At 38.5% G+C, this 23,641-nt stretch carries 22 protein-coding genes; 13 read left to right on the top strand and 9 right to left on the bottom strand.

Features of this window, described 5'->3' with window-relative positions:
- The first annotated feature begins 11 nt into the window (after positions 1 to 11).
- Both H9L23_RS11600 and H9L23_RS11595 read left to right on the top strand, forming a co-directional pair.
- Positions 12 to 674, top strand: a complete 663-nt coding sequence (locus tag H9L23_RS11600) for a competence protein CoiA family protein (RefSeq protein ID WP_187595103.1) — start codon at positions 12 to 14, stop codon at positions 672 to 674.
- 219 nt (positions 675 to 893) lie between these two features.
- Positions 894 to 1,280, top strand: coding sequence for a LytR/AlgR family response regulator transcription factor (locus tag H9L23_RS11595; RefSeq protein WP_187595102.1), 387 nt, complete (start codon positions 894 to 896; stop codon positions 1,278 to 1,280).
- 48 nt (positions 1,281 to 1,328) lie between these two features.
- Here H9L23_RS11595 and H9L23_RS11590 read toward each other — a convergent pair whose 3' ends face one another.
- Positions 1,329 to 1,910 carry a DUF4142 domain-containing protein gene (locus H9L23_RS11590; RefSeq protein WP_187595101.1) on the bottom strand — a complete coding sequence of 194 codons (582 nt, stop codon included), beginning with the start codon at positions 1,908 to 1,910 and terminating at the stop codon, positions 1,329 to 1,331.
- Between the two features lie 274 nt (positions 1,911 to 2,184).
- On the opposite strand from H9L23_RS11590, the gene H9L23_RS11585 reads away from it, so the two are divergent.
- The 3 genes from H9L23_RS11585 to H9L23_RS11575 are packed head-to-tail and all read left to right on the top strand — an operon-like array spanning position 2,185 to position 7,169.
- On the top strand, positions 2,185 to 4,569 hold the full coding sequence (locus tag H9L23_RS11585) for a TonB-dependent receptor (protein ID WP_187595100.1): 2,385 nt from the start codon (positions 2,185 to 2,187) through the stop codon (positions 4,567 to 4,569).
- Positions 4,570 to 4,592: 23 nt separating this feature from the next.
- Entirely contained in the window at positions 4,593 to 5,834 is a 1,242-nt protein-coding gene (locus H9L23_RS11580) for a DUF4374 domain-containing protein (protein ID WP_187595099.1), read from the top strand.
- 33 nt (positions 5,835 to 5,867) lie between these two features.
- Positions 5,868 to 7,169 carry a PepSY-associated TM helix domain-containing protein gene (locus H9L23_RS11575; RefSeq protein WP_187595098.1) on the top strand — a complete coding sequence of 434 codons (1,302 nt, stop codon included), beginning with the start codon at positions 5,868 to 5,870 and terminating at the stop codon, positions 7,167 to 7,169.
- A gap of 226 nt (positions 7,170 to 7,395) precedes the next feature.
- Here H9L23_RS11575 and H9L23_RS11570 read toward each other — a convergent pair whose 3' ends face one another.
- The 4 genes from H9L23_RS11570 to H9L23_RS11555 all read right to left on the bottom strand — a co-directional run bounded on the left by H9L23_RS11570 (position 7,396) and on the right by H9L23_RS11555 (position 10,365).
- Positions 7,396 to 7,596, bottom strand: a complete 201-nt coding sequence (locus H9L23_RS11570) for a hypothetical protein (RefSeq protein WP_055910391.1) — start codon at positions 7,594 to 7,596, stop codon at positions 7,396 to 7,398.
- Positions 7,597 to 7,867: 271 nt separating this feature from the next.
- Entirely contained in the window at positions 7,868 to 8,587 is a 720-nt protein-coding gene (locus H9L23_RS11565) for a DUF481 domain-containing protein (protein ID WP_187595097.1), read from the bottom strand.
- Positions 8,588 to 8,630: 43 nt separating this feature from the next.
- The gene (locus H9L23_RS11560; protein WP_187595096.1) at positions 8,631 to 8,882 is read right to left on the bottom strand and encodes a hypothetical protein; all 252 of its coding nucleotides are present in this window, start codon (positions 8,880 to 8,882) and stop codon (positions 8,631 to 8,633) included.
- Positions 8,883 to 9,015: 133 nt separating this feature from the next.
- On the bottom strand, positions 9,016 to 10,365 hold the full coding sequence (locus tag H9L23_RS11555) for an alpha-L-fucosidase (protein ID WP_187595095.1): 1,350 nt from the start codon (positions 10,363 to 10,365) through the stop codon (positions 9,016 to 9,018).
- Positions 10,366 to 10,558: 193 nt separating this feature from the next.
- Here H9L23_RS11555 and H9L23_RS11550 point away from each other — a divergent pair, with 193 nt between their 5' ends.
- Together H9L23_RS11550 and H9L23_RS11545 are read left to right on the top strand one after the other, a co-directional pair.
- A complete protein-coding gene (locus H9L23_RS11550; protein WP_187595094.1) occupies positions 10,559 to 11,410 on the top strand; it encodes an SDR family oxidoreductase in 852 nt (283 codons plus the stop codon).
- A 28-nt stretch (positions 11,411 to 11,438) separates the two neighbouring features.
- Positions 11,439 to 12,263 carry an ion transporter gene (locus tag H9L23_RS11545; RefSeq protein ID WP_187595093.1) on the top strand — a complete coding sequence of 275 codons (825 nt, stop codon included), beginning with the start codon at positions 11,439 to 11,441 and terminating at the stop codon, positions 12,261 to 12,263.
- A 58-nt stretch (positions 12,264 to 12,321) separates the two neighbouring features.
- Here H9L23_RS11545 and H9L23_RS11540 read toward each other — a convergent pair whose 3' ends face one another.
- Positions 12,322 to 12,630, bottom strand: coding sequence for a hypothetical protein (locus tag H9L23_RS11540; RefSeq protein WP_187595092.1), 309 nt, complete (start codon positions 12,628 to 12,630; stop codon positions 12,322 to 12,324).
- Positions 12,631 to 12,792: 162 nt separating this feature from the next.
- Between H9L23_RS11540 and H9L23_RS11535 the strand changes: the two genes are divergently transcribed.
- The 3 genes from H9L23_RS11535 to H9L23_RS11525 all read left to right on the top strand — a co-directional run bounded on the left by H9L23_RS11535 (position 12,793) and on the right by H9L23_RS11525 (position 16,478).
- Positions 12,793 to 13,464 (top strand): DUF4142 domain-containing protein, encoded by a 672-nt coding sequence (locus H9L23_RS11535; protein ID WP_187595091.1) that lies wholly within the window; start codon positions 12,793 to 12,795, stop codon positions 13,462 to 13,464.
- A 203-nt stretch (positions 13,465 to 13,667) separates the two neighbouring features.
- Positions 13,668 to 15,617: a glycoside hydrolase family 97 protein gene (locus H9L23_RS11530; protein WP_187595090.1), complete on the top strand. Its 1,950-nt coding sequence runs from the start codon at positions 13,668 to 13,670 to the stop codon at positions 15,615 to 15,617.
- Between the two features lie 264 nt (positions 15,618 to 15,881).
- Entirely contained in the window at positions 15,882 to 16,478 is a 597-nt protein-coding gene (locus tag H9L23_RS11525; protein WP_187595089.1) for an FMN-dependent NADH-azoreductase, read from the top strand.
- Positions 16,479 to 16,581: 103 nt separating this feature from the next.
- Here H9L23_RS11525 and H9L23_RS11520 read toward each other — a convergent pair whose 3' ends face one another.
- Positions 16,582 to 16,944 carry a response regulator transcription factor gene (locus H9L23_RS11520; protein WP_187595088.1) on the bottom strand — a complete coding sequence of 121 codons (363 nt, stop codon included), beginning with the start codon at positions 16,942 to 16,944 and terminating at the stop codon, positions 16,582 to 16,584.
- Between the two features lie 288 nt (positions 16,945 to 17,232).
- Between H9L23_RS11520 and H9L23_RS11515 the strand changes: the two genes are divergently transcribed.
- The gene (locus tag H9L23_RS11515) at positions 17,233 to 17,544 is read left to right on the top strand and encodes a hypothetical protein (RefSeq protein WP_187595087.1); all 312 of its coding nucleotides are present in this window, start codon (positions 17,233 to 17,235) and stop codon (positions 17,542 to 17,544) included.
- A gap of 216 nt (positions 17,545 to 17,760) precedes the next feature.
- Here H9L23_RS11515 and mnmA read toward each other — a convergent pair whose 3' ends face one another.
- Entirely contained in the window at positions 17,761 to 18,852 is a 1,092-nt protein-coding gene (gene mnmA, locus H9L23_RS11510; protein WP_187595086.1) for a tRNA 2-thiouridine(34) synthase MnmA, read from the bottom strand.
- 433 nt (positions 18,853 to 19,285) lie between these two features.
- Between mnmA and H9L23_RS11505 the strand changes: the two genes are divergently transcribed.
- The gene (locus H9L23_RS11505; RefSeq protein WP_223191068.1) at positions 19,286 to 21,571 is read left to right on the top strand and encodes a GH92 family glycosyl hydrolase; all 2,286 of its coding nucleotides are present in this window, start codon (positions 19,286 to 19,288) and stop codon (positions 21,569 to 21,571) included.
- Positions 21,572 to 21,720: 149 nt separating this feature from the next.
- On the top strand, positions 21,721 to 23,127 hold the full coding sequence (locus H9L23_RS11500; RefSeq protein ID WP_187595085.1) for a DUF6794 domain-containing protein: 1,407 nt from the start codon (positions 21,721 to 21,723) through the stop codon (positions 23,125 to 23,127).
- Between the two features lie 33 nt (positions 23,128 to 23,160).
- On the opposite strand, the gene H9L23_RS11495 is transcribed toward H9L23_RS11500, so the two are convergent.
- Positions 23,161 to 23,574: an EamA family transporter gene (locus H9L23_RS11495; RefSeq protein ID WP_187595084.1), complete on the bottom strand. Its 414-nt coding sequence runs from the start codon at positions 23,572 to 23,574 to the stop codon at positions 23,161 to 23,163.
- Positions 23,575 to 23,641 lie beyond the last annotated feature (67 nt).

Genomic DNA, 23,641 nt, shown 5'->3' with positions numbered 1-23,641 from the left:
ATAACAGTGAAATGAAAAAAGATATTCTCCCTGTCGGGATAATCCCTGATATTACAGCGCTAAAGAAAGAATATTACCGAAAAGAAACACCATGGCACCGTGATTGGAAGCTGGCTTTTCCACCTTCTTTCAGGGAGATTGCCTTTTACGATGCTGCAAATACGGATCTCCACCGTGCAGATGTGTTTACTCCCGCTGGTTATACCATTGAATTTCAAAATTCACCAATTACCGTTGCCGAACTCCAAAGCAGGGAAGCTTATTACCCCAACCTGATCTGGGTGTTGAATGGTAAAAAATTTAAAGGTTTCAAAATCCTCAAGCACCTGCCTGATGTAGATGATCCAAAAATCGCTGATTATGAATTTTGCCATTCCGATCACCTGTCGATGGTACGTAAAGCCGAGTTGATGCAGGGAATAAGCAACCCTAAAATACTCAACTTTTATCACCCCGAGCTTAAGGACATTAAACTGACTTCTAATCTATACTCTTTTTGCTGGAAACAACCGCATAGTGTATGGTATTTAGCTACCGCAAAAATAATTGTAGACTTGGGAGGACATTTTTTGTATGAGCTAAAACAGCGGAAACAAATAAATGGTAATTATCCTTATCTAAAAATGATCAGCCGGAAAACCTTTATTAACTGGCATACTCCACCAGAACTATAAGTCTTAAAATGCAGCAAATTTGCGGTAGAACAATATCATACAGTCATGTACGGTAATAATTACATTCGGCGGGGTTCAGCGATTACTTCGATGATTTTGAATTTTTTTTGACTTATATCAAGATTATTCTTACACAAATTAGGGTTGCGCGCTTCTTTTTATATTAATTGATGAGGTATTAGGCATATTTTTGGCATCCCTATCTAAAAAAATTAAATAATGCAACCATTTAATACCGCTCAACTCAAATGCATCATTATTGACGACGATCAACTCAGTATCGATATTTTAAGCAATTTTATTGCACGCATTGAAGAATTAAAGACTATTGCAACTTACACCGACCCGATTGATGGCATTTTGGCCATTAAAGAAATAAATGACCTGGATATTTTGTTTCTGGATATTGGAATGGAGGTTTCAGGCCTCGATGTGGCCAAAGTAATACGTAATCATGTGCGTTATCTCGTATTTGTTACCGGCCATGAAAAATATGCATTGGATGCTTTTGCCGTTTATTGTGATAAGTTTATCGTTAAGCCCATCACTTATGAGAAAATAAACTCGGCAATAACAGATATTATTCAGAAGGAAACAAGATTATAAAAACGTATTAAATCTCCTGGTACCAGAGATTTAATACGTTGCATTGAATTATTTCATGCTATCATTAATCTTATTGATCATCACCAGGTGGCTCTGAACAGTGGGAGCTGTTTTGGTGGCAAATGCTTTCAGATCTGCATCTTTACCATCCTTCGATTCATCTTCCATCAATTTTAAGGTCGATTTGTGCCCGTCAACCATAGCATCAACATAAGCTTTATCGAAATCTGAACCTGTTTTTTTACTTAGGTCTTCCATTTTTTTCTTGTGCTCATCGTCAACTGTGCTTGGCAGGGTAATGTTTTTCTGTTTTGCAATGGCCATAAGTTCTGCATTCGCCATACCGTGATCTTTAACCATCATGGTTGCAAATTCCTTAACCTGTGCGTTGCTGCTTTTTTCGAGGGCCAGTTTGCCTAATTCTACTTCGGCCATGCCGCCAACAGCTGCCTGAGTGGTAAATTTAGCATCCGCATCATCAACTGCAATTCCACCAGTGGCAGCAACATTCGAGGTAGTGTCTTTTGCCATGTTTAAACTATCGGCACTTTCTTTGGCATCTTTGTTTCCACCACCACAGGCCTGAAAGGCTAGGGCTGAAACGGCCATTACATAAATTAACTTTTTCATATACATTGGTTTTGTTGTACATCAATAACATGCAGTGTGGCAAAAGGGTTTTAACCTTTTTTTATTAAGGAAAGTTGATACTAATGTTCAGTTGGTCAGCGTAATTAAGGAATTTCAGTCAATCGAAAAGGCCTGTCAATCGAACCAATGTTTAATTCTTATTTGGACTTGATCTAAATAGAGGCTATATTTGCGGCAGATAAGAAAGCCACACGGTTCGGACCCGTGTGGCAAAACCGGAATCCGGCTCACCTTTAATCTCTAATTAAAAGCCATGCAAATTAAGAAAATTTTGCTACTGGGCATGCTATGTGCCTGCGTAATTTTTACTTCTGCCCAAAATCGACTCTCCAGCATTTCGGGCCAAATCAAAAGTAGTTCTGGCGAACCCATCCCAGGCGCTACGATTAAAATCCACAAAACCAATTATGGTACCATCACAGATCAAAAAGGAAGTTTTAACATTATGAATATTCCTTTTGGTAATTATACCCTGCAGGTATCGGCAATCGGTTTTAAAACACAGAAAAAAGAAATTAATGTAACCGACGGTGCAGTTGCAAGTTTCAATTTTAGTTTGGACGAATCATCAGAACAGATGGAAACCCTGAATGTAATCGGTCGCACGGCCAACCAGCAAGTAAACCGCCAGGCATTCAATGTCACCTCCATCGACGCCAAAAAACTGCATAACAGTACGCTCGATATTTCTCATGCTCTGGACCGTGTTTCGGGCGTAAGGGTAAGAGAAGCCGGGGGACTGGGTTCGAGAATGGATTTTTCGCTAAACGGTTTTACGGGCAGGCAGGTTAAGTTTTTTATTGATGGGGTACCGATGGATAATTTTGGTTCATCATTCCAGATCAATAACATCCCGATTAACCTTGCACAGCGTGTAGAAGTGTATAAAGGCGTAGTTCCCGTTTGGCTGGGCTCTGATGCTTTGGGCGGTGCAATCAATATTGTAACCGATAATACCATGAAAAGTTATATGGATGCTTCTTACTCTTATGGCTCGTTTAATACCCATAAAACGGCTATAAATGCAGGATATACTGCAGCATCGGGTTTTAAAGTGCAGATTAACGCTTTCCAAAATTATTCTGATAATGATTATAAAGTAACCACTGATGTGGCAGCTTTTAACGGTCAGTATTTTAGGAACCAGGTGGTTAAACGTTTCAATGATACTTATCATAATGAAACTTTAATTGCCAGTGCGGGTGTGGTGAATAAATCATTTGCCGATCAGTTGATGTTCGGGCTTACCGTTGGACAAAACTATTCGGAAATACAAACAGGGGCAAGGATGATCAGTGTGTTCGGTGATTGGCATAGAAAGGGCAGTATTTTAATGCCGACCGTTAAATACGCCAAGAAAGATTTATTTACAAAAGGTTTAGATCTTCGCGTAAACGGAAATTTTAATTTTGGTACTGAGCAGAATATCGACACGGTTTACCGCCGTTACAACTGGTTTCAGGATTATAAAGAATACCCTGGTGCAGGCAGTGAGCGCGAACGTTCGATGTACAAATTCCGCAACAACAATGGATTGGCTACCGCAAACCTGAGTTACACCATTGATGAGCACCATTCATTATCGTTAAATAATGTGTTTAACAGTTTTAACAGAAAAGGTTCTGACGAGCTTTATCCTGATGCTGAAAAATACGAACAGCCACGCATTAACAATAAAAATGTACTGGGTTTGGGCTATAAATACAGCGCTTCTGAAAAATGGAATACTTCGGTATTTGCGAAACAGTTTTATCAATCTAACAAGTACTCACAAAGTTATAACCCAAGTGGCAACTGGGGTGATATAGCTTATTTAACGCAAAAGAACAGTTATAGTAAAACGGGTTATGGCATTGCATCTACCTATTTTATTGTTCCAAATTTACAGGTTAAGGCATCTTATGAAAAAAGTTACCGTTTGCCGGAAACCGATGAACTTTTTGGTGATTTATTAAATCTTGAGGGAAATATCGATTTAAAGCCTGAACAAAGCAATAACTACAATTTAGGTTTTAGCTATCAGGCGCAGTTAAATAAAATCCACCGTTTTAGTTTTGATGGCAATCTAATGTACCGGGATGCGAAAGATTTTATCAGGCCATCTTTAAATAACAACCAAACCAAGCAGGTAATGGGCAACCTGGCCGATGTAACCAATTTGGGTTTCGAGTCAGAAATCAGGTATTCATTCAAACAGTTATTTACAGCAGGCGTAAATGTAACTTATCAGAATTTAAGGAATAATACCCGTTTTGAGCAGGGACAAACGATGCAGAGTCCTTTATTTAGAGACCGGATTCCAAACATGCCTTATCTTTTTGGTAATGCCGATGCGTCGCTTTTCTTTAACAACTTTGGTAAAAAAGGCAATACGCTAACCCTGGGTTATAATGTGCTTTACGTTCACGCTTATTATCTATCGTGGCCAAGTCAGGGTACTTCTGATACCAAATATGATATCCCCAGACAATGGATGCAGGACGTAAATGCTGTTTACACTTTGGGTGGTGGCAGATACAACATCGGGTTAGAATGCAAAAATCTATTGGATAACCGCATTTACGACAACTTCTCGCTGCAAAAACCAGGCAGGGCATTTTATGCTAAAGTGAGATACTTTTTTAGCAACAACAGATAACTACAACCTTAAAATATTATAACATGAAAATCAGACATATACTACCTTTTTTAAGCTTATCATTCATCATTCTATTTTCTGGCTGCGATAAAGAGCTGGATTCATCAGAAGTGATAGATGTAGACACCGAACTTACCGGTGCAACCAAATTTGTAATTTCTGCTACACCAATAGGTACATCGGGTATTGCCGATTACCTTTTAACGGCAAACTCGTTAGAGTCGGGTATGATTACAACACAAGGTAATGGAATAGAACAAGATGGATCGTACCGTTATTACCTCACCCACAAAAACCGTTTTTTTAGTTTGTTGTATGGACAGGGAAACCCGGGCGCTGTAACCTCATACCGTTTAGATGGAACAGGAAAACTTAGCAAGTTGACCAACTTCCAAAGTGAAACCGTGCATCTGTTTGCACCTGTAAAAGATGATGTATTTACCATCAAAGTTCCCCGTTCGGGAAATGAATTTGCGACTATGTTCAGGATCGATGCCCGCAAATACCAGATTTTTAGTGAACAGCAGGTAAATATTGTAAAGCTTGCTGGGAATGGAGAAAGGGCTCACTTTACCTGGGCAACGCAGGTTGGAGAGAAACTTTTTGCGCCTTATATGAGTATTAAAGGGGCTGCGCCGGATGTATTTGGTACTTCATATCCAGATAGCTCCTGGGTAGCAGTTTATAGTTATCCTGATTTGAAACTGGAAAAAATTATCCGCGATAACCGCACGAGTTATATCGGCGCTTATTTTGTTAACGGACTGGTCGAAATTGATAATGGAGATGCTTATGCTTTCTCATTTGCAGCGGCAACCAACGCAGGTGTTCCGACTTCTAAAAATCCATCGGCCGTTATCCGCATCAACAAAGGGACTACTGAATTTGATAAAAACTATTTCTTTAATGTACAAGAGGTTTCTGGCGGCCATCATATCGCGGGGCAGACTTATTTAGGTAAGGGCGTATTTATCCTTCAAATGTATCCACAGCCCAATTCATTAGCAGGAACGGCAAGAAAATTTGCTGTGGTTGATGTTTTCAGCAAAAGCTTTAAATGGGTAACCGGCATTCCTGCTGATATTACCAGAACAACCACCATTAATAATTATGCACCAAAAGATGGCAAAACGGGATACATAGGGATCACTACTGCCAGTGAAGGAAGTTATGTGTATGTATTCGATGCAGAAATTGCAGCTGCTAAAAAAGGCTTAAAGGTTGAAGGTGGTACCATCACTGCAATCAACGCCCTTCAATATTAAACTTAAAACTTTCACCCTCAACAAAACAGAACAATGGCAACGCTAAACAAAACTATTCCGGCAAAGAAAAAAAATAAAGATTCGTTATTTAACAGAATCAATAAATGGCTTCACCTCTGGCTTGGCCTAATTTCGGGCGTCATTGTTCTTATTGTTTGTATAACGGGCTGTATCTGGGTTTTTAACGAAGAAATTACAGGTTTATTGGAGCCTGAAACCAAAGTTGAAAAGCAGGATAAACCTGTTATCACGCCATCGCAACTGAGCGCCATTGCTTTTAAACTTTATCCCGAAAAGATTCCCTCTTATGCGCAGTATCAGCAGGGAAGAGCGATCAGTTTAAATCTGAGGGGTAAAAAAGACGAAGGCAGAAGAGGTGGCGGAACAAGTTTAAAAATAAACCCTTACACTGGCGAAGTGATCAGTAAAGTGGTACATAAAAAGGGCGAGGTAGATTTTTTCAGGTTTATTCTTAATGGTCACCGTTTTTTATGGCTGCCTTACGCCGTTGGCAGACCAATTGTAAACTATGGAACCATGGTATTTGTGGTTTTATTGATTACCGGATTGATCTGGTGGTATCCTAAAAAATGGAACAAATCAACCCGTGATAAAAGTTTTAAAATTAAATGGGGCGCCTCATTTAAAAGGGTAAACCTCGATTTACATAATGTGCTTGGATTTTATTCCTTAATCTTTTTGCTTTTTATAGCGTTAACCGGAATGGTTTATGGCATTAAATGGTACAGCGAGGGTTTATATTGGGTAACTTCTGGCGGAGAAAAACTGGGCGATTTCCAGCGTTTGGAATCTGATTCTTTAGCATTAGGTAAATTTTATACCCCACAGAAAGCAATGGACCTGGCCTGGCAGAAAGTAATTACCCGTCACCCGAAATCGCAGGGCTTTTACTATAATTTTCCTGATACCTCAAAGGCAAAAGCCACGATCAATATTACGGTTTACCCCAATACAGGTCAGTTTTACAATAATATCGGTTATACTTTCGATCAACATACCTTAAAAGAATTTAAACGCGAAGGTGTTTACTCAATACCTTATGAAGAGGCAGGGTTTGGAGGGAAATTGCGAAAAATGAATTACGATATCCATGTAGGTAGCATTTTAGGCTTTCCAGGTAAGGTGATGGCTTTTTTAGCTTCCTTAATTGGTGCAAGTTTGCCGATAACTGGTTTTTTGATCTGGTATGGCAGGAAATTCAAGAAAAAACTGGCTAAGAAAGCGCCCATTTTAACTGAAGGTGGCAATAACAAAGGTAATTTTAAGCCGGGGGCTAAAATTCCGGTAAAAAAGGTGGAAGAGGTACTGGAATAAAACTTCTCACTTAAATGAAATCGTCATTCGGGAGAAATTTATCCCATAAGAATTATTATTCCTAACCCGATAGCTATCGAGTTGATTGGGGATCGTAATGCAAAAGGCTTTAAGATTCCCGCCTGCGCGGGAATAACGACTTTTCTTATTGATTTCTTTTTAAGGTTTTTAATCTTTAAACAAATAAAACCCGGATCTTCGTCCGGGTTTTATTTGTTTAAATGCTTTACAATTTTACCTTTTTAGCTTTTGGTTCAGGTTTTTCGGGTAATTGTATCGATAAAATCAAATCAATGCTTTCCGAATTGGTTTCATAATCGGCCGCAATTTTTTCCCATCTTTTTAATTCTGCCTGTAAGGTTTCGATTTCCTTACCTAATGATTCGATCTTATTCTGGATTGATTTTCTAACGTTAGTATTTGCCATAACACAAAATTATCATTTGAAGGCATATCTTCGAACTTCTTTTTGCAAGTTGTATCAATAAAAATTGCTAAGTGTTCTATTTCAGTGGGTTTTATTCTTATAAAATTTTCAACAATGGTTAGGAACAGTTGGGCCAGGTTAATTTATTTGTTAATCGGTTAATTGTTTAAATTGGTTAACTGGTAACAAACGCGGGACTACTACTGCCCTTCGACACCGCTCAGAGTGACTAATCTAGATAATCGACTATAGCTCGGGACTACCGACTTAACTAAAAATACTTATCAAGCGTTAACCCATAAGTAAGGTTCAGGTTTTCGCTTCTTGTAATGTTCAATTTATTATAATTCAGTGCCGTGGTGAGGCTTATCCATTTGCGAAGTTTTAATCCAAGTGTGGTGGTAGAGCGGATGATGTGATCGCCTTTTCTATCGAAAGAGTTTTGCAAAAAATGATTTCCGTCAATCGTAATTAATTCTTTAATGGCGAAATGGTACTGTAACCTTAACGAATTCCGATAAGTGTGGTAACTATCGCCTACAATTAAGCTACTTTGATCAAATAATACCCCGTCGCTCAGGTTGATATAGGCATTGGGTTTGTCCAACACGCTATAGGCGATGCCTCCGCCTGCAAGCACCTGGTTTTTTAATTTTAAAGAATAACTCGTATTGTAATTCACTAAACCCCAGTAATAAAAATGCGGTAAGGTTTTGTACAGGTTAAAGTTTAAGGTGGTCGAAAAGTCGTTGTTGGTTAAATCACTGTTCTGTTTGCCATAAAGCCATGCGGTAGTTGAATTTAAAACAAAACTTTTCTTTTTCATGCCAAAATTAAGCGCATTGTTTAATAAATAGGCACGGTCTTCATTGGTGCGGTTAATCGATCCGGTCGAAGTAAGCAGTACATGGTAATTGGTACTATCGGTATATTGAGCGTATGACTTGAAATAACACAGAAAAAAGAAAAGTGGCAGTACAATAAACTTCATAAGGAACTTAACATTTATCGCTGTCAATATGTTTAGTCAGAATTTAATTCTGGTCATACCATTTGGGTACAGGTATATATTCCCGGTTCCAGATGATTTCATTATTTTCATTTTTATAACCCGCAGAGATCAGTTCGATACGCGGCTCTTCTTCTACAATTTCCTTTTTAAACTGGTAAGCGTCAACGGCTAAATGCTGATAAAGTTTATCCTGTTCTATTTTATTATCGGTTAATAAGATTAAAGCATTTTCGCCTGTTTCAAGAGTGTAGATAAATGTACTTTTTACTTTCATGATATTCTTTACTTGAAGACAATAAAAACCACGATATGTTTTGTTCATCTTTCGTTGAAGACTATAAAGCTCCATTAACAAAAAAAGCCTGCAGGATTTAACTTGCAGGCTTTCGCTGATTAATATAGGTAGATTAATTTAACGTTAATTCGATTACAGGGATTTCAAAATCAGGCTTTTTCTTTGGTAGTTTTAATACCAGCGTATTACCCGTTGATTTTTCATTGTCGATTTGTACCTCCGAATTATCGTGTAAAAACTGGGCATATTTCGTTTTGTCTTTATAACCTTCTAAAGTAATGGAGCCGGTATTTGGGTATTCAAACAGGTGCACATATAGTTTTTTTATGTCTTTATTATAAGTAAGCTTAATGCCTTCAGGTGCCTTAAATTCGGCAGGGGCAAAAGTACAGTGGTAAATCGATTTCGAATTGGCATGCATCCAAAGCCCTAAACTATCTAAAGCAGTATTGGCACGGTTATCAAACTCACCGCGGGCAGTAGGGCCAACATTAAGCAATAAGTTGCCCCCATTGGCTACCGAAGTGATCAGTAAATCCAGTAATTTTCTGTTTGTTTTCCAGGTATTTTCATCGCGGTGGTATCCCCATGATCCGGAGAAGGTTTGGCAGGTTTCCCAAACTTTTCCACGGTATTTTTCCAGTTCTTTCGGACCAACCTGTTCAGGGGTTTCAAAATCGGTACCATCTTCGTAATCGTTCAGGTCTAAGCGGTTATCTACAATAATACCCGGTTGCAATTTTCTAATCTGTTTAAGCAACTCTACCGATCCCCAATCGTTGCGGCCTTTGCCATATTTGCCAGGATAGGAGAAATCGGCCCAAAGAATGTCAATTTTTCCGTATTTGGTGAGCAACTCTGTAACCTGATTATACAGGTATTTACGGTATTTGGCCATATCCCTGTTTTTATTCAGCGCTGCATAAGCTTCATCAGTTTCTGGTTGCGGTCTTAATGGGTGATATTTGTCGACAGGAAAATCAGGATGGTGCCAATCAATTAGCGAATAATAAAAGCCAACTTTAATGCCTTCTGCGCGGAAAGCATCTAAAAATTCTTTTACCAGGTCTCTTTTAGCCTGTGTATTCGTGGCTTTATAATCAGTATACTTACTATCAAATAAAGTAAAACCTTCATGGTGTTTGGTCGTTAATACCGCGTATTTCATCCCTGCCGCTTTAGCTTCTTTCGCCCATTTTTTTGGATCAAATAAATCCGGGTTAAACTGATCGAAATATTTCTGATAATTCTCGTTGGTAATCCGCTCGGCATTTCTCACCCATTCGTGGCGGGCAGGTAAGGCATAAAGTCCCCAGTGGATGAACATCCCGAAACGGGCATCTGTCCACCATTCCATTCTTTTAGTTTTTTGAGCTGCGGTTTCGTTGCCCAGTCGTTTTTGGGCAAAGCCAGGCAAGGTTAAGCTTAAGGCCAGCAAAACTGATAAAATCGGTTTTCTCATTTGTGATTGTTTTTGGTTAGGATAAAGTGCTAATTTACTGAGCTATGGGCTTCAAAAATGTTGGGATATGAGCAAAATATTAAGTTAAATTGGTTTAAAAATTCTGCAGTGGATTTGAGTACAGGAAAACTTTGCCGTTGAAATCTTTGTTTAAAGAACGATAACAAAATTTTAACCTGATAAAGCTAAAGCAATGAACACTCAAAAAACGCCGGCTAAACAAAATAAACAACCGGGTATTGAAGCCAGGATGGATCCTAAGCCCGAAGTGATCAAAGCTGATTATAAAGGAGCCGGAAAGCTTAACGAAAAAGTGGCACTAATTACAGGCGGCGACAGTGGGATCGGTCGTTCGGTGGCGGTGCATTTTGCCCGGGAAGGTGCCGATGTGGCCATTGTTTACCTGGATGAAGATATCGATGCAAAGGAAACGCAAAAAATGGTTGAAGCTGAAGGTAAAAAGTGTTTATTGATTAAAGGTGATGTTAAAAAGCCTGCTTTTTGCAAAAAAGCGGTAGAATCGACGGTTAAAAAATTTGGCAAGATCAATATTCTGGTGAATAATGCCGGTATGCAGGTACCGCAAAAAGATCCGAAGAAAATTGACGACAAACAATTGGAAGATACTTTCCGTACCAACATATTCGGTTATTTTTATTTTGCAAATGAGGTATTGGAGCATTTTCACACAGGCGATTCGATTATTAACACCACCTCCGTAACCGCTTACCGTTCTTCGCCAAACCTGATCGATTATTCTTCAACTAAAGGCGCAATTACTTCTTTTACACGGTCACTGGCTACAAACCTGGCCAAAACAGGTATCCGTGTTAATGCCGTTGCACCCGGGCCGGTATGGACACCACTTATTGTATCCACGTTTGATCAGGAAAAAATAAAATCATTCGGATCTGAAACGGCGATGGAGAGGGCAGGGCAACCTTCAGAATTAGGACCAGCCTATGTTTTCCTGGCTTCTGATGATGCTTCTTTTATTACCGGACAAGTGATTCACGTAAACGGTGGGGAAGTGGTAAATGGTTAATGCTTACCTTTAGCCTAAATATCATACTATGGCATCAGATCAACCAAAAGATTGGCGTTTTAAACTGCACGAGGTAATTTACGAATCGAATACCCCAGCGGGCAAAGCCTTTGATGTTGGTTTATTGATCGCCATTTTTTCCAGTATTATTGTCGTAATGCTCGATAGTGTGGTAAGCATCCACTTAAAATATGGGAAACTGTTCAACATCACCGAATGGATTTTTGCAGCACTCTTCACCATCGAGTATATTTTAAGGTTGGTCAGTATCCGCAAACCGATCAGGTATGTATTAAGTCCGTTAGGCATTATTGATCTCATTGCATTACTGCCCTCATATTTAAGTATATTTTTTATCGGCGCACAGTCGTTGCTTGTTTTCAGGGCCTTAAGGTTGCTCCGTGTCTTCAGGATCTTTAAACTTGGTCACTTTTTAACCGAAATCAATTTTTTAACCCAGGCCTTAAAAAACAGTGTACGCAAGATCAGTATATTCCTGCTTACCGTTTTAACTATTACCGTGATTCTGGGCTCGATTATGTATCTGGTAGAAAAGCGTGAAAATGGGTTTTCCAATATTCCGGAAAGCATTTATTGGGCCATTGTAACCATCACTACAGTAGGTTATGGTGATATTTCGCCCATTACACCGCTTGGCAAATTTGTGGCTTCTGTGGTCATGTTGATTGGTTATGCCATTATAGCGGTACCTACCGGAATTATTACCCACGATATCGCCGTTGCTTCCCGGCAGAAAAAAGAAATGCCGGAATCGTGCCCGAGCTGTAGCAGGGAAGGACATGATAGCGACGCCCTGTTCTGTAAATATTGCGGATCATCACTATTTAAATAAAAAAAATGCCAGAATGATGATCAATCTGGCAATACTCATTTATATGTGCGTTTCTGAATTATAACATTTTACTATCGTCTTCATCATAAGCATTGGGGTCTTTATCCAGTTCCTCAATATCTGATTCATTGTAATCCCCGGTTTCTTCCTGGTCTTCATCATCCTCTTCATCTTCCGGGCCTTCAATTTCTTCATTTAATTGTGTGCCTTCACCATCGGCAAATGGGACCTCATCTTCGGTATATTCATTATCATCAGGTTCAGGCGTGGTATGCCCTTCAGCAGCATTTCCCTGCGATCGGTTGATCTGAAACTGTTCGATGTTTTGAATTTCTTCTTCTGGTTGATTATTTTCTAGATTTTCCATGGTATGTTCTTTATTAATAGAACAGGTTCAAATCCGATTAAGTTTAAACAAAATATATATTTAAATATTTGCCGCTGTTGGCTTCCTGAGCAAGATGGGTTATTTTTCAAACTTTTTGATTGCTGTAAAGGTTGTAATACTATACACCAGAACCATTTAGCCATGAAAAATCATCTTTATACCATTAAAACAGCGGCAGTTGGAATTGTCATTTCAGTTATCTCGTTTAGTGATCCTGCTCAGGCCAATTTACCGCATCACATTACCATCAATCAACAAGATAGTTTAACAACAGCAGGTTTTTTGCAGCAGGCTTCTGTTTTAGGGACGAAAGCGTTATTAACCGGGAAACTGGCCTTCGATAAAGCCACAGATAAAAAAATCAAATCATTTGGTCAGATGATGGTTGTTTCTCATACCAAAGCCAGTGAAGAACTCAGGACGCTGGCGAAACTTAAAAAAGTTGATCTGCCAATGAGTTTGCCTGAAGGAGGACAACGGCCTGATGGGAGGGTGGATTCATCTCCCGAAAACCTGAGGGATACTTCACGCACTAAAAATGCAGCAGGCGAAGCAGGCAATACAGGGCAATCGAAAAAAACAGGGTACGGCGAAGCCGATGTAACCAATACAACAGAAAAACTTAAGGGCTTAAACGGAACTGCTTTTGATCAAGCCTATATAGAAATGACGGTTGCTGATCATCAAAACGCAATTGCATTGTTCGAAAAAGCTTCCCAATCTACCGACAATGTCATAAAAGCATACGCTAATAAATATTTGCCGGAACTGAAAAAACACCTGAAACAGGCTAATGCTTTAACCGGAAAATAATTTTTCAATAACACTCAATAAAATAGAAGGGCTGGTTTAATTTATTAAGCTGGCCCTTTGTTTATATGGTACTTTTTGATCAATTACTTATGAAATTTTCGATAATCCTTTAAAAAGCCCTTGCGAAATCGAAAACTGTGGTTAACTTTATTTAACTAAAACGATTTATCTAACCTGTTTAAAATACAAATACCTGATGAAATATGAGAAAACACTTATCTCTATCTATTTTATTGCTGTTTTTTACAATAAAACTATTTAGCGCACCTATTGAACTCTTATCGCCCGATAAGCGCATTAAAATATCTGTAAATATTAAAGATAGGATCGCTTATGCCATTACTTTTAATGGCGAACCCTTTTTGGCCGATTCATATTTGCAATTAAATCTCGATCAGGCTAAACTCGGTTTCAATGCAAAACTCATCAAAAAGACACTTTCTACTGTAAATACTACTTCTAACCCGGTAATTCCACTTAAAAATAGTACAGTGGTAAACCATTATAACCTGTTAAAACTCGATTTTAAAGGCGATTTCAGTGTCGAATTCAGGGCTTATAACGATGGAATTGCTTATCGTTTCATTACCAATAAAAAAGATTCGATCACAGTAAACAGTGAAGATGTGAAACTCAACTTTAACGATAACGTTAAAGCCGCATATCTGGAAACGGGTAGTTTTAAAACTTCTTACGAAATTCTATATCGTCAGGATGAACTGGGAAAGGTAAATAAGGATAAAATGAGTGTACTGCCAATTTTATTCAGTACGGGTAAGTATAAAGCGCTATTATCAGAAGCTGATCTTTATGATTATCCCTGTTTGTTTGTAAAAGCAGTAAGTGATAAAAGTGTCGATGCTGTTTTTCCGAAATTGCCTTTGTCTTTTGGTGAAGATGGTGATAGAAGCAAGAAAATTTTAAAAGAAGCCAATTATATTGCCAAAACAACCGGGAAAAGATCCTTCCCATGGCGATTTTTGGTTATTACCGATAAGGACACCCAATTGGCGGCTAACCAGATGGTGTATAAATTAAGTACGCCCAACCAGTTGCAGGATACCAAATGGATTAAACCTGGTCAGGTAACCTGGGAGTGGTGGCACAACGCTTATGTTTATGGGGTCGATTTTAAATCGGGTTACAACCAGGATACCTATAAATATTACATCGATTTCGCATCCAAATTCGGGATTCCTTACATCATCATGGACGAAGGTTGGGCGAAAACAACGCTTAATCCTTTTGAACCAAACCCCACCATCAACCTGCAGGAACTGATTGCTTATGGTAAACAGAAAAATGTAAAAATCGTACTTTGGTTTACCTGGCTGGCAGTAGAAAATAACTTCAATATTTTCGAAACGCTTGAAAAGTGGGGCATTGCAGGGGTAAAAATCGATTTTATGGATAGAAGCGACCAGTGGATGGTAAACTATTATACCCGAGTAGCCAAAGAAGCGGCCAAACACCATATTTTAGTAGATTTTCATGGCGCATTTAAACCTGCTGGTTTAGAGGTGGCCTATCCAAACGTGCTTTCTTATGAAGGGGTTATTGGAATGGAGCAAAACATTGGAGGTGGCCTGGCTACACCCAACAATAACTTATTTCTGCCTTTTCTGCGTAATGCTGTTGGTCCGATGGATTATACTCCCGGAGCCATGCGTTCGGCACATAAACAGGATTACAAACCGAGCTGGGTAAATACCATGAGCATTGGCACCAGGGCACACCAATTGGCCATGTATATTGTTTTCGAAAGTGGTTTGCAAATGCTAGCCGATAATCCTTTTAATTATTTACGCGAACCGGAAACCACTTCTTTTATTACCAGTGTTCCGGTAACCTGGGATGAAACCAAAATTTTGGAGGCAAGCGTGGGCGAATATATCGTTACTGCCAAACGCAAAGGCGAGAAATGGTTTATTGGCGCAATGGGCAATGATCAAAAGCATGACCTAAAAATTGAAACCAGTTTCTTAAAGCCAAATACAAACTACCAGATTACGCTAATCAAAGATGGGATCAATGCCGATTTTCAGGCTATGGACTTTAAACGTATAGTAAAGCCGGTTAAAGCAGGCGAAACAATTGATATCAATATGGTAAAAGATGGCGGATTTGTAGCGGTGATCGAGTTAGTTAAATAGTGTAATTGTTAATGCGATATCGTCATTCTCGCGCATGCAGAAATCTTAATGCAAATAATCACACCTTAATGTATTAAGATTCCCAATCAAGCCGATAGCTATCGGCTTGATTGGGAATGACGACTTTTCAATAGATCATTTAAACTCCCTTTTTATTGGAAAAGAATAGCTGCTATGCTAAAGGATAGCGCTATCCTTTGGTATAGTAATAGCTTTTTGATACTTCGTATCCATAATTTTGTCGGGCATAAAAAGGCAAAAAAAATGAAAATATTACATCTTATATCAAGCCCAAGGGGCGGAGCATCTTTCAGTGTTAAATTGGGAAATGCCATAGTAGAAAAATTACAGGCTGCAAATCCTGACAGCACTTTAGTTACCCGTAATTTAGCCGAATCTCCATTTCCACATCTGGAAGAGGTTCACATTAATTCTTTCTTTACACCCAAAGAAAACCATACACCGGAGTTCGTTGAAGCTATAAAACATTCTGATGAGGCCATTGCTCAACTTAAGGATGCCGATGTACTGGTAATCGGAGTGCCATTGTATAATTTTGGTATTCCTTCTACTTTAAAATCATGGATTGATCACATTGCTCGTGCAGGTCAAACATTCAGTTATTCTGAAAATGGTCCGGAAGGTTTGGTGAAAAACAAAAAACTGTATCTAGCCATCTCTTCGGGTGGTATATATTCAGAAGGACCAATGAAAGCTTACGATTTTACTGAATCTTATTTAAGATCGGTTCTTGGTTTTATGGGGATGACCGATATTACGGCCTACAGGGCAGAAGGCTTAAGTATACCAGATCTTAAAGAGGTGGCATTGGATAAAGCGATCGAAAGTATAGTATTTTAAGTCATTGTTTAATGGTCATTAGTTCAATAGTCATTAGTTCATTGGTAAATTCGTTGATTGTATAAATCGACTTAGGACTATGGACTAATGACATTGGACTAAACTAAGCTGCTAAATATTTCTCAACCCTGCTTGCAAAATCGTTTAAATCAAAAGGTTTGTTGATAAAATCTTCTGCATCACACTTTGCCTTAACTGCATTTAAATGGTTATTGGCCGACATCATCATCACCGGGATGTTGTGTGTTTTAATGTTCCGTTTTAAGCTATTACAGATATCTAAACCATTTCCATCAGGTAGCATAATGTCTAAAATTACCATATCTGGTAAGCTTTTTCCCATTTGAAGCCAGAAATCGTTTGTATTGGGACAGGTTCTCACTTCGTAAAGTTCTTCAATTAATAAGAATTCGATAATTTCCCTAATGTTCGGGTTATCTTCCACTACATAGATGCACTTTTTCATAAGCTCTACTGTTTATGATAGAATAACCTGTCTCGTTATCAGATGTTTAAAGGAGTTATGCACATTAATAGAGTTATCAACCTTTAGTATCTGATGTCATGCTTTTATCCAATTTTACATTTTACTAAAAAAAATATAATAATAATTTTTATTACTAATATTTTTAGTATAAATTTGTTTAAGAGACACCGATATGTTAAGTGATATCAATAGCGTAAACTAAACATATTAAACTGATTATTTTAAACAAAAGGCTTTTTGACAAGTTTGTTTGCTAATATATTTTCTATGACCGTTACCGTTTTACCCATATTCCAAACAGATTTTATTCCAGATCCTTCATTAGGGAAGATTATGAATGAGCGATTGCGCATTGCTGCGGCAGATCTGCAGGATATTCATTTACAGCACCTGCATGCAATTGGGCAACGGAGTGATGACGTAGTAGTTTATTTGAGCTACAATCCAAAATATAAAATGAGGTGGCGGGTGGTGAACGATGTTCCGGAAGAAGTAGAAGGTTTTGTTACGCAGATTTGCGGTAATTTAGGCTACATTCAATGGAAAACAGCCGGAATTAATGTTTTTAAAGGGATTTAATAGTGAACTCGCAAAGCCCTTTTTGTTGGCGGTAGCACTATCCGTATCGTCATTTCGAGCGGAGTGCAACGGAGTCGAGAAATCTGTCTAGTGAGTAATTCTGATTTAGATCTCTCCATTCCACTGCGTTCCAGTCGAGATGACGACTTGGTTTATAAAAAATGTTATTGCTAATTAGCCTTACAGTATTGTTAGTAAGACACAGGCTTTTATCTATTAAACCAAAAACCCACCGCCTAATAAATCGTTTCCTTCGTAAAATACTGCCGATTGGCCCGGTGCAATTGCCGAAACATTATGATCGAACACTACACGCATTTTATCTTTCTCCTGAACAATTGTACTTAACATTCCCGCATCTTTATAACGGATTTTCGTAATGACATCATTCATCGGTTCTTCAATGCTGGCATATTTAACCAGGTTTACATTACGTACCATTGCTTCTTTACGCTCCAGTTCATCGGCCTTGCCTAATACAACGGTATTGCTTTCTGGCAAAATCTGGGTTACAAACATTGGCTCGCCAAATGCTACGCCCAAACCTTTGCGCTGACCGATGGTATAAAAAGGATAACCTTTATGTTGTCCTACTACCATTCCATTACTTAAAATGAAATTTCCGCCGGCTACTCTGTCTTCTAAATCTTCTACTTTATGTTTTAAGAAAGCCCTGTAATCGTTATCAGGCACGAAACAGATTTCGTAACTCTCCGATTTTTTGGCCAGTTCTTCCTGTCCCATATCTAAAGCCATTTGTCTGATGTCAGATTTGGCAAAACTGCCCAAAGGGAATTTCGTACGCGAAAGATTTTCCTGCGAAACACCCCACAATACATAAGATTGATCTTTGTTTTCGTCTTTTCCTTTCGAAATTACATAACGGCCGCTATCTTGCTGACGGATATTGGCGTAATGCCCCGTTGCAATAAATTCGCAGTCCAGTTTATTGGCACGTTTTAAAAGCGCTTCCCATTTAATGTGCGTATTGCACAATACACATGGGTTTGGTGTTCTTCCTGCAAGGTATTCATCAACAAAATTATCGATTACATAATCGCCAAATTCATCGCGGATATCTAAAATATAGTGTGGAAAGCCATAGTTTACGGCAAGTGTACGGGCATCGTTAATGCTATCCAGCGAGCAACAGCCAGTTTCCTTACTGCTACCGCCAGAGGTGGCATAATCCCAGGTCTTCATGGTTAAGCCAATAACCTCATAACCCTGCTCATGCAACATTACAGCCGCTACCGAACTATCAACCCCGCCACTCATGGCAACCAGAATTCTACCGTGTTTACTCATCTTAAAAATATAAGGATGCAAAAATAAGGTTTATTTAGCTGAAATTATTTAAAGGAAGTCAGTTACTTGTAAAAAGCGGCAACTAAATTATTTGCGTTTATTTCTTAGTTGTATTAAGGTGGTCAATATTATTTGGAAAATGAGCGGTTTAGTGTTAATGGCTGCCGGTAGCCCTGCTATCACTTCAAGTCCTCGCTGCGCTGTGGGCTTTACGCTTATATCAGGTTTATTTAACAGAGCCTGTAGTCTAAGCAACATAAACCCCGCAGGTTTTTAAAACCTGCGGGGTTTGAAAATGCAATAAATCGTATCTTCAACAATCTAAAATGTATTTTTTGTTTTACTTAAACGTTTTAGTCTTAGGTTTTATGCATATTTGGAGATAAATTTATACCTTAGAATTTTCAACAAAACAAGCTAATTTTAAAAAGATATGATTAAAAAAGTTATCCTGCCTTGTCTTTTGCTCTCAGCCATGGTGGCATCGGCACAGCAGAACCTGGTGCAGTATGTTAAGCCCATTATCGGCACCTCTAAAATGGGACATACCTATCCGGGTGCTACCGTTCCCTTTGGTGCGGTGCAGTTAAGTCCCGAAACCGATACTTTATCTTACGAAGTAAACGGAAAATACAATGGCGACGTATATAAATACTGTGCGGGTTACAAGTACGAAGATAAAACCATTACCGGTTTTAGTCATACACATTTTAGCGGCACAGGCCATTCTGATCTGGGCGATTTTCTGATCATGCCTACACAGGGAAAATTACAATTAAACCCTGGTACGGCATCAAATCCAAAAGGCGGTTACCGTTCGGCGTTTTCTCATGCCAACGAAGTTGCAGAGGCTGGCTACTATAAAGTGAAATTGGATGACGACAACATCACCGCAGAACTCACCTCAACCACAAGGGTAGGGATGCACCAATATACTTTTCCTAAATCGGATCAATCGCACATTATTTTGGATCTGATGGCTGGTATTTACAATTACGAGGAAAAAACCGTCTGGACTTATGTTCGTGTGGTAAATGATACTTTAATTACAGGGTACCGCCAAACCAATGGTTGGGCCAGAACGAGAACGGTTTATTTTGCGATGAGCTTTTCTAAACCATTTAAAAGCTACGGACGTAAAAGTTACGATGCCAAACAGGCTTACAGAGGTTTCTGGGGTAAATTTAACCAGGAACAGAACTTCCCTGAAATTGCAGGCAAGAAGTTGAAAATGTTCTTCGATTTTGATACGCAGGAGGGAGAGAAGGTCAAAATTAAATTTGCTTTGTCTCCGGTTAGTCAGGAAAATGCTTTAGAAAACATGCGTGCAGAAATTTCAGGCTGGGATTTTGAAAAAGTAAAAGCACAGGCACAAGCTACCTGGAACAAAGAGTTGAATAAAATCCAGGTAACTACTTCTAACGATAATAAAATAAACTTTTATACCGCTTTATACCATGCTTACATCAATCCAACAACCTATACCGATGTTAATGGCGAATATAAAGGTTTAGATCAGGGTGTACATAAAGCTGATGGTTTTACCAATTATACCACTTTCTCGCTATGGGATACTTACCGCGCTTTACACCCATTCTTTAATATTACGCAACCGGGCCGAAGTAATGATATGGTGAAATCGATGCTGGCGCATTACGATCAGAGCAGTTTGCACATGTTGCCAATATGGTCGCATTATGCCAACGATAACTGGTGTATGAGTGGTTACCACAGCGTTTCAGTAATTTCTGATGCGATTATCAAAGGAACTTATACGGGAGATCCGAACAAAGCATTGGATGCCTGTATCGCAACAGCTAAACACCGCGATTATGAAGGTATTGGCTATTACATCGATAAAGGTTATATCCCTGCGGAAAAATCGGGCATTTCAGTTTCAAACAACTTAGAGTATTCTTACGATGACTGGTCTATTGCACAATTAGCAAAGAAATTAAATCGTATGGATGTTTATAACGAATTTATCAAACGTTCTAACAACTGGAAGAACAATTACGACAGTGCTTCGGGTTTTATGCGTCCGAAACTGGCAGATGGAACATTTAAAAAAGAATTTGATCCGAAAGATACCGAAGGACAAGGGTTTATTGAAGGAAACAGCTGGAACTATAGTTTCTTCGTTCCGCAAGATCCTGCTTCACTGATCGAAATGATGGGCGGTAAAAAGAAATTCGCCACCCGTTTAGATACTTTATTTACCATGCATTTACCAGATGAGTTTTTCGCTCATACAGAAGACATTACCCGCGAAGGTATTATAGGCGGCTATGTTCATGGAAACGAACCGGCACACCACATTGTATATTTTTACAACTGGACCGATCAGCCATGGAAAACACAGGCTCAAGTTCGTCATATCTTAAACATGCAGTATAAACCTACTGCTGATGGTTTAGGCGGAAACGACGATTGCGGGCAAATGAGCGCCTGGTACATGTTTTCTTCTTTAGGGTTTTATCCGGTAGCACCAGGTTCTGATATATATTCGTTAGGAAGTCCTTTGGTTAACAATGCGGTAATCAATTTAGAGAACGGCAAAACTTTCACGGTCGAAGCCATTAAACAAAGTGATAAAAATGTATATGTAGAAAAGGTTTTATTAAACGGCAAAGAAATTACCGATCATAAAATCAAACATGCTGACATTACAAACGGTGGAAAGCTTAGTTTTTACATGAGCTCGAAACCGAAGAAATAATATTTCTTACTCCAGAATGAAAAACCGTTGACTAATAAAGTCAACGGTTTTTTTGCTTTAAATGAAAACAATGTTTAATACCTGTGGAATTTAAGATCTTTTAACATCTATTAGCAAACCGATTAACTATTTTTAGATATTTTAATAGCATGATAAAAATAACGCTCACATTCGCATTTCTTTTATTACTAGGCATTCCTACTTTTAGCCAGTCCTCAACCTCTCGAGTTCCAATCACGGAAGTTTTTTCTTCCAACGGAAAATTTTCGGTTAAATCTTATTCGTATGATGATGAATTTCCAACAACCAGAGGTAGATCTATCGTGTATAAAGGCGATAAAGTAATGTATGAAATCAACCGTTCATTTGATGTATATACTTTTGACAGGTATTTCTTAACCATTTCGAATGACGGCTCCACAATAGCTTATCTGGCAAATGCGACTTATCGTGATGATGGTTTTAAGAATGTTATTATCTATAAGGACGGAAAAAGAGCAGAAACTTATACTACAAAGGAATTTTCGAGCTGTAATTCTGATGTAGAGAAATGCAATCTGTTTTACGATAATTCGCGTACGGTAATCGATTATCAAAAAAGTAAACCGGAGCTTATCATATTTAAAGAAGGCACAACAGATGAAGAAAAGTTTTTAAACGAGCAGTATGTGCTTAACTGTAATGATATTATTTACTGTGTAGATACAAAGAAGATGGTAACGTTATACGATCTTAAAAAGTGTGAGATTATATCAAAAGTTCCTTTCGCATCTGTTTATCAAAAGCTCAAAAAACTTAAACGCGAGATCCCAAAAACCGATTTTTTCGAATATGCGTATAAATACATTCCAGATTTTGTGATCAGGCAAACCCAAAAAAAACTTGCAGTTGAGATGGAAAATAAGACCGGGTTAAAGTATGTGGGTATAAACACCACCGACTTTTTTAATTATAAAATATATCGGATCGTTTTAGCGGGCTACCTTACAAAAAACGGCAATTTTGAAATTGATACATTAAGTTGTGCCAAAGAAATTGATGAAAATAAGATTAGGGAAATAATGACAAGGAATACTTTCGATGCCGGTTTTATATCTGAAAAAATAGAAAAACAATATTTCAGGTTCTTTTCTGGCGGTTTCAGGAACCCTGTTGATTCTCTGGCTAAACAAGAGCTTTTGGTAGAGAAAGAAGAGCAAAAGAAGGAACGTGCCAGGCGGCTAACATTAGATTCTATTAATCATGTTTATATTCCCGTTAATCTTAACGATTGTTTTCTGCAGTTAAATAAAACTTTAAAACCAGTTGACCGGGAGATGATTAAAAATTTTAAAGAAAGAAGCGATGTATTGAGCTTACATCATGGATTGGGTATGTGGATCAGGAATAATTGGGGATTATGGGGAGGTTCCAGGTTACAAAGTTACTTTGCGCAAAGGGGTTTTTCTGAACCTGATGGGGTATCCGGTATCATTTTAGATGAATATTATGGCTGGCTTAAGGGAAATCAGGAAGCTGGATCCAATTTTGAATCAAAGTATACCATAAAGAACTAATGCACAAATAAATGATGCCGTTGTGAGTATGGCTTAAAGTAATATCACCAAACTACCTCCTACAATCATCCCTCCACCAATTAATGTCTTCGTATCAATCGGTTCTTTTAAGATCAAAAATGCCAAACCCATTGCAATGGCTACACTTAACTTATCAATCGGGGCTACTTTAGAAACATTACCCGTTTCGAGCGCTTTAAAATAGAAAATCCATGATAAGCCTGTTGCCAATCCCGATAAACCTAAAAAGATCAGGTTATTTTTACTCAACGTTCTAAGCTGATAAATTTCTCCGGTTGCTAAAACAATGCCCCAGGCAATAAACAGGATGACTATCGTTCTGATGGCTGTTGCCACATTGCCATTAACGCCTTTTAGTCCAACTTTGGCTAAAATGGCCGTTGCAGCAGCAAACAAGGCCGAAAGTATTGCATAAAATTTCCACATGATTTAAATTTTAATTTAAAATACAAAATATTTATACACTAAGTAAAGCATCGAATCTATAGAAATT

This window comes from Pedobacter roseus (assembly GCF_014395225.1).
GTDB lineage: Bacteria > Bacteroidota > Bacteroidia > Sphingobacteriales > Sphingobacteriaceae > Pedobacter > Pedobacter roseus.
Note: the sequence above shows the minus strand (reverse complement) of the source record. Positions and strands in the feature narration are given on the sequence as shown.